Raw genomic sequence first — 9401 nt, forward strand, 5'->3', positions numbered from 1 at the left:
TCGCGCCCGCCTGGTGCTCCTTCAGCACCCCAATGATCTGCTCCTGCGTGAACCTCGATCGCTTCATCATCCGTCTCCCTTCGACGGACTCTAGCTCAGGCCGGGGACATCCAAGGGGGCAGGGTCAGTTCCTCCCGGCGCGAACACTCCATACCGAAGGCGAGCATCGAACCCTGACAACCCGCTCTCCGACAGTGTCGGAACACCCGGCAAATGGGCTTGCCTTTCAATCGACGTTACCGCAAGCGCTCTGACCTGGCCGCGCTCAATCGAAGAACGAGCCTCGGATACGGGAGAAAACAACGCTTGGAGGTTGCCGGCCACGAGATCTTGTGTTGCTGGCGCATAGCCGCGGTAGGGCACATGCTGCACATCAACACCCGCGCGGACGCTGAAAAGCTCTAGACAAAGATGACTGAAACTTGCAACTCCGCTCGACCCAAAAACAACGGGGCGACGGCTCGTCTTCGTAATGGAGATCAGATCAGCCACGTTTCTAGCGGGAATCGAAGAGTTGACTTGTAGAACAAACGCGGCGCTGAAAGTCGGGCCAACGAGAACCATCGGGCGTGGCACCTCGGTCGGCGGATTTGTCGGTCCAGTCGGCGGGGTACTTGGACCGCCTCCGCCCGAACCACCGCCCGGCACCAACGTTGGACCCAGAAGGAGCGTGTAGCCGTCGTTGCGCGCTCGTCCAACGGCGATCATTCCTGGCAATAACGGACCACGATTCTCGGTGACCACGGGCTGACCGAGCTGCGCACTCATGCGGTCGCTGACTAGTCGGCCCACAGCGTCTGGCAACGATCCCGGCCCGGTGTTCACCGCCAGTGTGATGCGCTGGGCCGGCCAAACTCCAGGCTGCGCCCGAGCCGCGATGGACGCCGCAAGCATGCTAGGTAGCAGAAACATATAGCGCCGAAGCATAGCGGTCCCCTCCTATTGCTCGTTATGACGTGTCACTTATCTCTCTATTCGCTCGAAAACATCGGAGGTCCCTTCAGCACGCCTACCAAGTCGCGGCGATATGCGGTAGGCAGAAAGTATTGGCCCAGGGGCACGTACGGCACCGCTTCGAAGGCTGTTCGCTGGATTGCGCGGGCAACTGTACCGGCCTCTGCTTCGCTTCTCGCCCCAAACCAGTTATCGCGCAGGGTCTCGAGCAGAGGTATATCAGGCCAGCCAAACCATGCGTCCCGCGCGCCTGCCCGCAGCAGCCTGTTCGTCACAGGCGTCAGGTGGTTCTCGCCGGGAGAGACTGTCACGAAAGCGGACCATCCATCGCGGTTCAGCTGCTCACGGCTCTGGCGCCGCTGGATGACCGCTCTGAACCAGGTGTCAGCGATTATGTCCACATCGAACCCTAGTCGGCAGAGCAGATCCGTGCAGTAGAGCGACATACTGTGTACTGCTGGGATGTCGGTGGCGTGCAAAAACCGGAGCTTCGCGCCCGCGGCGCCGGCAGCCTCCAGGTCGCGCCGTGCCTCGTCTAAATTTCCATTGAGCCAGTCGGGGCCAATGTCAGACGCGAAAGGCGATGTAGGCGGAAAAAAACCTACGCTGTCCCGATAGAGCTTCGAGTCATCTCCGATTACGGCGCGCATTGCCGTCGACTGGTTCAACGCCTTCATTACCGCGCGCCGTGCCCCCGGGTTGTCAAACGGCGTCGTCGTATGGTTCGGGCGGAAGCAGCCAATGGAGCCGTGGGGATTCAAAACATCCACCGTCAAGTGGCGGTTTCGCGCTAGCACGGGAGCCAAATCCACAGGCACCTGCTCCCACCAGTCGACCGCGCCCGTGTGAAGCGCCGCGGCCGCTGCGGCGGCGTCTGCTATGAAGTGCCACTCGACCCGGGCAAAATACGACATGTTCGCCCCGATGGCATTTTGTACGGGCCGAGGGATTGGCGTCCACGCCCGGTTCCGCTCGTACACCGCCCGCCGGCCACGTTCCCACTCATGGCCAACGAAGCGGAATGGACCTGACCCAGTGGCATCAGAGATTTCCTCTGGCGCGCGCGCCCCTGCGACGCGCTCCGGCAAGATGAAAAGGCAGGGCGCAGTCACGCGAGCGAAGGTTTCTGGTAGGGACGGAAAGGGTCGCCTCAGCCGGATGCGGAAGCGGCGGTCGTCGATCGGCGCAATCTCCTCCGCCAAACTCAACAGGTGCTCCCCCGCCAACCGGTCCAGCGTGGCCCATCGGCGGATCGAGGCAACCACATCTCGCGCACGGACCGGCTCGCCGTCGTGGAATTTTCGGCTGCGGCGGAGCGTGAAAGTCCAACGTCGCCCGTCGTCCTCTGCGAGATGGCCTTCAACGCCTTGGGGATGTACGCGATGCGCGCCATCCAACCCGTAGAGCTGCTCGTACACCAAGAAGGCGTGGTTGCGCACCGTGAGAGCCTCTGTCCGAAATGGATCGAGGGTTGTGAGTTCGCCAGTAGGCACGAAACGGAGCACGCGCGCACCGTCCGGCCGCGAGGTACGCGGCGACGCGATGGCGCTGTGTGCTGCCAGAGTGCTGCCTACCAACAGGATCTCACGTCGCTTCATCTTTAAGTTTCCCCGATGCGTGCATTCTCCTTTGCGCGCTAGCGCCGCGAGCAGCCCAGCACTGTCGGCCGGCCGCTAAGGTCTGCCGTGTGGCGGCATATCCAGTCGCGCGAACTAGGCGTCATGACCGAAACGAGGCGCTGTCGCGGCGAGCGTAGGCAGCGGTCGGCTTCTGTCTCGTTCAGGCGTGCACCGGGTTGCGTGAGAGTAGAGATCACGCCGGCGACCGGTCGAGGTCGTGCTTCTTCCGCCGTTGTGCAGCCCCGATGGCGGCCGAGGAACGCGGGGCCGCCAGAGTCGCCGGGGCAGAACCCGCTGGCAGAGGGCGCCTGTCCGCCCGCCGCAAAGTCGTAGGTAAGGTCAGCCGAATCGAAGCGGCGGTTTAGGCGCGGCGGCCAGCCGACCTCGAGAATGCCGAGCCGGTGCCCAGGCGCATTCGAAAACCCGTAGCCGCTGATCGTGATCAGCTCCGTCGTCTCGGTACGCGACGGCAGGCGGGCCGGCTGGATCCGGAGCGCTTGCTGGACCGGCTCCATGAGCTCGACGAGCGCGAGGTCGTTGTTGAAGCCGCCGCGTCTGCCGCCATACTGTCCATGCACTATCACGCGGCTCGATAGGACCGGGTCTAGTGCTCCACCGGGGCGTTCCGGCCAGAACTGTACCTGGATCCTTGAGCGGACGTCGTTCTGCCAGACTACTCTGTCGCGATTGCGTCGCACGTCTGCACGGTCCGGAGCCTCCGAGGCCGCAAAGTGCTGCCGCTGCGGTCCGGCAGGCCCCTCCCAGAAGAAGCAGTGGGCCGCGGTCAGAATCCACCGGTCAGCGATCAAGGTGCCGGAGCAATTGTCGGCATCGGCTCGGGGATCCTTGATGCTACGCGTCGAGAGCCAAGCGACTTCCCTGAATTCGTGTGGATTGAAGGGCCGATTCAGGCGTCCTGATTCCGTCCGTGCCTCCGGAAGTTCATCGAACCTGAGGTCGCATCGGAGATCCTCGCGCCGCGCCACAGGCAGCCCGGCATTTACGATCGTCGGCTCTTCCGACTGCTGACTCTCGATTGGGGCTGCGGCGGGAACAGTAATGCCGCTTTGACCGCCGGCTTGCGGCGTCCCGCGTTCCCGAGTGAGGGTCACCGCCGGGACGGAAGGCTGAACAGGCGAGGCCTGAGTCAGCATCAACGAGGCGGAGCCAGCTTCCGTGATCGCCCGCTCCTCGCTTGCCGCAGCCCCAGCGGGCGGCATCAGGGCGAGGGAGACCGCGAGCGCCGCCATGTATCGTGCACATCTGCCGGCTTGTTCGCTGCGGCGCCGGCCAGACGCTAACGTGGAGCAACGGATCATCGTGGACATCCCAAGACGGCGTGATCTGTATTGCGGCAGATCCAGTCCTGCGCTTCCGCCGTCGCGACAGACACCAACTGGTGCCTGGGAGCGACAGAGCACTCTTGGCCGTACAGGCGGTCCGCCTGCTGTCGAGGCCCGAGCATTAGGTGAGAAATGACACCTGCTAACGGACGTGGCCGCCTTTCGTCAGCGAGTGAGCGGCAGCCGCGATGACGGCCAAAAAAGGCCGGGCCACCGGAATCGCCGCGACAGAAGGTGCTGCGCGGCACTGATGGGTCTTCCCCAAGCGAGAAGGAGAGAGCCTCGTTCGGCGCTTCTTGGTCGATCTCGTTCGGGAATCCTATGTTCAACGCGCCAACACGTTGCCCACCGTTCTCATGAGTGTAGCCATAGCCGGCTATGGTAATTCTGCGGTCGAAGTCTTCCGGTATTGCCGCTAACCGCGCCGGCTGAATCTCTAACGGGCCGGCCACCGGCTCCGGCAACTCGATTAGCGCGAGATCGTGGCGAAATGGCCCGTCGCTGCTTCGGCCAGTGAAGCTACGATGGACGATCACAGTGCGTGAAGGGAACGCATCTTCCGGTCCGCTGGTGTCCGAGCAGGTCGGGCCGGTGCCGATACGGGGGAACTGCACCCTTACAGCATTGCCGGGCGCGCTTCGCCTTCGGAGGTCGGCATGAGCGGCATCTTGCCCAGAGCGGCGCGCCACGTCTCTCGTGCTGAGGTAGGTCACTCCGCCGCCTTCAGAAGGCTCCCAAAGGAAGCAATGCGCGGCTGTAAGCACCCAGCGGTCGGCGATCAGAGTGCCGGAGCAAATGCCGGGCGGCTCATCCGGCCGCGTCCAGCTACGCGCAGTGATGAGGACGACCTCACGAAACTGGTTGCAATTGATGGGCTTGGCGAGATGGCCGGACGCGGTATAGCCGTCGGGTAGCGCCGAGAAAGGCAACTCGCACCTGACGTGTCTGTAGGACGTGGGCGACGGCGGACTGGTGCGCTCGGCCGCATAGTAGGGATCTGTCCCAACGCCCGATCGCAGGTCTTGAGCAAACGCGATAGTGCAGGGCGACAGCAGCGCAGCGATGACAGCCAGCAGGGTGGCTGCGACAGTCGACCGTACCAACCTGTCGTGATGCCCGCGGACTGCCGGGATGACGAGGCCGGTGGTCGCGGTCACTGCTCCGCCGATCATCGTAAGGTAGGCGCCACGGTGATTCCCTCGCGCGTAGGAACGCCGAAGCCGCCCGGAGCGCTGCGACGAAAATCCTCTGTGCCTGGGGTACTGGGGCCGCCGGGACTAGTAGGCGGCCCGCCCCCCGGGCTCCCCGGCACGGGCACCGAAGGCATGTTCCGGTCTCTCCAAAGCGCTCGCGGGGCGGCTGGACGCTCTGTCTCTGGACTCGTTGGCCCGACGGGCGGCGTAGTTGGGCCCGAGCCCGGAGTGCCAGGCGCCGGAATCTCGTTCTCGCCGCGGCGTCCGGGCATCTGTGCGAGTTCGAAGCCGTCTATCGGTGTAGCCCCTGCGCCAACCCGCCCTGCGTCAAGAGTGGTGCCGGATCCGCCGAGCGCGCATCCGGCAGCCAGCAAACTCAGCAGCATCACGTACGGGAACTTTGTCTGCTTCTCCTGCATAGCCGGCTCTCTCTGGACGGACTTTGCGTGAAAGATGATCAGGACCGCTCGGCTCGAGGTAACGGCATGTTTGGCTGCTGCCAGTACCGGCGGCGCTCACGCGTGCCAGGCCGGAAGGTTGTGACCTCGACCTCTCTAAAGGCGTCGCCCACCTGCCGCCAAGTGAGCGGCGTGCTTGGGTCGGAGTCAACGATGGCGCTCAAGAACTGGTTGGTCGCTATGCCGCCGCTGGAACTGTAGAAGCTGTACTGCCCGGGCTTCGAGCCGGTGATATGCACAACACCTCGTTGCCTCAGGAATAGTTCTATAAGGCGCTCGTCGGTTCGGGCCTCCCGGCCGCTCGGTGCAGCCGCAGGAGTGCTGAACGGCTCGTACTCACCAAGCGAGTTACAGGAGTCAAACATGACAACAAGCAGGCGCGGAGCAGCCCTCTGAAGCTGCTCCGAAATGTTGAGCAAGTTGGGTCGAGCGGCGGCGCCGGTGCACGCCATATACGGAGTCTCGGCAGCAACTCGCTGGCTGATGGGACGGCCATCGGGGCCCAAGACGTTTGCGATGGCCCGTCCCTGAGGATCAAGTCGATTCTCCCCGTGACCAGCGTAATAGAAGAAGATGATGTCTGCCGAATTTCGAGAGGAAGCCTCGACGATGCGCATAACGTTGCTGCAGTCGAATTGATCTGGCTCACCTGGCCGCAACTCACTGCGGAGTTCAATCGGTTCGTAGTTGAGCGCTAGCCGCTGAGCTACATCGCGGAAAAAAGCGGAGACGTTGCGGAGGTTAGTCTGCACACCAGGAGCAATGGTAGCTCCTCCGGGTACGGCGAAGCGATCCACTGTGTCAGCCACATAGACGACCCGCATCGTTCCTTGCGTAGTCGGTGGAGGCAGGGACTCTGAGCCACGGTTCGGGACCGGCCGCGTCTCGTTCGAACAGCCCCAACACATCAGCAGGGCGACACAGATTCCGGCTAGACGGCGCATCTTCGATAGATCCTCCAAGAAATCTTGGCCATTAGTTTCGCGGAAGCGGCATCACCGGGCGCTCGGAGGGTGCTACGCGGAACTGCGTCGAAGCCCGCTCGAGCAACCTCTGGATCGAACCGATGCGGAAGTAGGGCGAGAGTTCGACGGAGCCGGTCCGTTCGCTCGCGATCATAGCGATCGGCTGCTGGCACGACTTGCAGATGAGCATCAGCGCCTGCCCACCTGGCTCCTCAAAGCGGAGCGCGCTCTCGACCTGGAATAGGTGGGGAGGCACCGGCGCGCTATGGCGGAAGACCTGCGAGAGGCTCCCTCTCAGCTCGTCTGCCAGCGCCGGATCGATGGCCCTTTCCGACCCCGCTGTACGCCGCCGGTCAAGCAGGATTGCGAGGACCTCAGCACTGTTCTGCGCCTGCTGCGGCACCTGGAGTTCCAGAACCCGCCCTGAAGAGCCTATCGCGCCAACCATGTCCCTCAACTCAGTCGACGAGGCCACGAACGGCTGCCCGTGTGCCCCGCTGGCGACAAAAACCAAAGCGATCGCATAGGTGAGACTTCGCATGACGGCACCTCGAGCCAGCCGCATCCGCCAGTGAGCCAGCAGGCCACGAGGAAGCGTAAGACACCAGCGGACCGGCATGCCACGCCGATGCAGGTGGATGGGCAAACGTCGGCGATCCAAGGCGCTCTGTATCGACTGCTCCATGCATCGACGCTTCCGGTGGAATAGCCCCAGCCTGAGGTGAGGTATGGATGTACTTCAAATCGAAACCTTATCTCCTCGACCCTGCCCTCCGCCCGATCACCGCAGGCGCCGGCGTATCGGGAGGATCCTGCCAGAGTCGGTCTCCTTCAACGCGGGCCCGGAGGAGGGCCAATTCGTGCAGCCGGCCCATGAACACCGGGTCAAAGAGATCGTCGTTGTCGCCCCGAACGACGGCCCGCATCGGATGCGGCGGAGGGCCAATTGGAGCGGGGCCGGGGTCGGCTTCGCCCTCGATGCGGGTAAGGTCGTAGGCGTCCGTGTAGCGCACTTGCCAGCGCAGATCGCTGGCTATTGAGCGGATTCGGTCGATGCCCGATCGCATGCCGTCGTCTACGACGAGGGAGAAGACCCGCTGTGCGATGGGCAGCAGGCCGCGGTCGGTGTCGCCGCGTGTCAGGCGCAGGTCGTTGTTTACCAGGAGGTGGAGCACAACCGGGCGGCGTGGCTGGCCCGACGGCCGCACCACCGCGAGCGGCTGGCCGCTGCGGGGCTCGCGGCCGCGCTGTACCTCCCAGCCCTCGGCCTCCGCGAGCGCGAGGGCGGCCTCGGAAGTGACAAACACGTGCTGGCGAACTCCGCCGTCGACGAACATGCATCCATCGACGAACACGGGCGTGAAGCCGATCGGAATGGCCGCGGAGGCCATAAGCGCTCTTACGAAACGGTCGCGCCTCTGCTCCGGAGACAACTGACCAAACCCGCCTTCGCCAGCCGCTAGCCTCCCCAGGTCGAACACCTCGGAATTGCCCGTGTCCGCATTGGCAGCGAGGACAGCCAGCACACGCCGCTCGACTCGCCACTCGTCCGCAATCGCCTGCAGGAGCTCGAGCGTGACGATAGAGTTGAGCATGCGCAGCAGCGGGGCGGTGTCGAGCAGGCTGTCTGACCACAAATATTCAACAGTCGAGCGCCGGCGAAACACTCCCTCGTTGGTGAGCCGCGTGTACCGCTCCACCATGAGGTCGATGTCGGTTTGTCTGCCCAGGTAGGCGAGCGGTGCGAGCATGGCGCCGGTGCTCGCTCCCGTGACGACGTCGAACCGGCGCCACGGCGCCTCGGGTAGTTTGCCCTCCGCCACGTCGCGCTCATGCAGCCCTTGGAGGATGCCGGCGCCGAAGGCGCCGTATGCACCGCCCGTTGACAGCGCAAGGAGGCGGAACTCCTCGCCGGCCGGCTTTCGCCGAATGCGATCCGTGACGGCGGATCGAATGCCTTCGCCCGTCTCATCACCGAGCAAGACCAGCCTGGCCTCGCCCGTTTGCGCGCGTGTTTCCGCGAGGTAGGGAGCTGCGGCCGTCAGCGGAGCGCCGGGCGCAAATGATCCAACTCGTGCGCAGTGCTGGCCTTGCCGGCTCTGGCCGCAGCCGGCGAGTGTCATCGAGACCGCAAGAAGCAGCGACCGCTTGCTCAAGGATTGCCGTCCAGGCCACCATTCGCTAGCGCGATCGCATGACGAAGAAGGCGTACTTCCTCCCGAACTTGCCGTGACTACTTGCCCGCGCGGGACGAGCATGGCTCAGCGCGCCACAGGGGCAGGAGTGCGTCGACGCCCAACCTCTGCGTCATTTCGACTAGTACCTCTTTCGATAAGTTGGGCAGGACGCGCGGGCGCAACGACAGTACCTTGCAGCAGCGGGTCTATCCTACGGTCGGGCGCTGCAGCAGGTGTTGGGCCGCTACTGCCGACAGAGGCAGGCCCCATTAAGCCTGCATCGATTGGGCGGACGTTTCGCACCGCGACGTAGTAGGGACGATCGAATTCGATACCGCCATTCGCAATTCGGGTTCCAGCGCCGGACCCGGTGACCGAGATGTACGGGTTAGTAGGAATCGAAAGATCGATCTTCTGACGGTCAGCACCATAGAGATCATAGCGCCCGCGAGAGACACGGAAGGCCTCCGTGACGATGTAGAGATTTGGTCTGTTCAGGATCTCCCGGCAGAATCGCGACATTCTCGATGTGTTTTGCGGTTCCGAGAGCCAGCCTCCGAGCCTAAGAGCCTGTCTCGAATCTCATGTGCAACGGGCGATGCGCCGTAGCAGGAGCATGACGGAGGCGGCGTAGAGGAAGGCCTCGGCGGAGGCGAGGGAGGCCTCGAAGTCCTTCGCGAGACGGCGGTTGC

The 9401-nt window shown here is 63.8% G+C and carries 7 protein-coding genes and 1 pseudogene; all 8 read right to left on the reverse strand.

Going from position 1 to position 9401, the window contains the following annotated elements:
- Positions 1-90: 90 nt before the first annotated feature.
- Entirely contained in the window at positions 91-927 is an 837-nt protein-coding gene (locus AC1MIR_RS27285; protein WP_480031318.1) for a Bug family tripartite tricarboxylate transporter substrate binding protein, read from the reverse strand.
- 44 nt (positions 928-971) lie between these two features.
- Positions 972-2552: an ABC transporter substrate-binding protein gene (locus tag AC1MIR_RS27290; RefSeq protein ID WP_480031319.1), complete on the reverse strand. Its 1581-nt coding sequence runs from the start codon at positions 2550-2552 to the stop codon at positions 972-974.
- Positions 2553-2590: 38 nt separating this feature from the next.
- A complete protein-coding gene (locus tag AC1MIR_RS27295; RefSeq protein WP_480031320.1) occupies positions 2591-3823 on the reverse strand; it encodes a trypsin-like serine protease in 1233 nt (410 codons plus the stop codon).
- A 65-nt stretch (positions 3824-3888) separates the two neighbouring features.
- Positions 3889-5073 (reverse strand): trypsin-like serine protease, encoded by a 1185-nt coding sequence (locus AC1MIR_RS27300; protein ID WP_480031321.1) that lies wholly within the window; start codon positions 5071-5073, stop codon positions 3889-3891.
- Between the two features lie 493 nt (positions 5074-5566).
- The gene (locus AC1MIR_RS27305) at positions 5567-6391 is read right to left on the reverse strand and encodes a caspase family protein (RefSeq protein ID WP_480031322.1); all 825 of its coding nucleotides are present in this window, start codon (positions 6389-6391) and stop codon (positions 5567-5569) included.
- Between the two features lie 151 nt (positions 6392-6542).
- The gene (locus AC1MIR_RS27310) at positions 6543-7073 is read right to left on the reverse strand and encodes a hypothetical protein (protein WP_480031323.1); all 531 of its coding nucleotides are present in this window, start codon (positions 7071-7073) and stop codon (positions 6543-6545) included.
- A 211-nt stretch (positions 7074-7284) separates the two neighbouring features.
- A complete protein-coding gene (locus AC1MIR_RS27315) occupies positions 7285-8688 on the reverse strand; it encodes a patatin-like phospholipase family protein (RefSeq protein ID WP_480031324.1) in 1404 nt (467 codons plus the stop codon).
- Positions 8689-9291: 603 nt separating this feature from the next.
- Positions 9292-9401 (reverse strand): annotated as a pseudogene (locus AC1MIR_RS27320) (IS5/IS1182 family transposase); the annotation flags it as partial.

The sequence above is a fragment of the Falsiroseomonas sp. RANM36 genome (assembly GCF_056682175.1).

Coding starts and splice junctions, on each gene's coding strand:
- AC1MIR_RS27285 (WP_480031318.1), bottom strand. CDS start 927: ATGCTTCGGCGCTATATGTTTCTGCTACCTAGCATGCTTGCGGCGTCC.
- AC1MIR_RS27290 (WP_480031319.1), bottom strand. CDS start 2,552: ATGAAGCGACGTGAGATCCTGTTGGTAGGCAGCACTCTGGCAGCACAC.
- AC1MIR_RS27295 (WP_480031320.1), bottom strand. CDS start 3,823: ATGGCGGCGCTCGCGGTCTCCCTCGCCCTGATGCCGCCCGCTGGGGCT.
- AC1MIR_RS27305 (WP_480031322.1), bottom strand. CDS start 6,391: ATGCGGGTCGTCTATGTGGCTGACACAGTGGATCGCTTCGCCGTACCC.
- AC1MIR_RS27310 (WP_480031323.1), bottom strand. CDS start 7,073: ATGCGAAGTCTCACCTATGCGATCGCTTTGGTTTTTGTCGCCAGCGGG.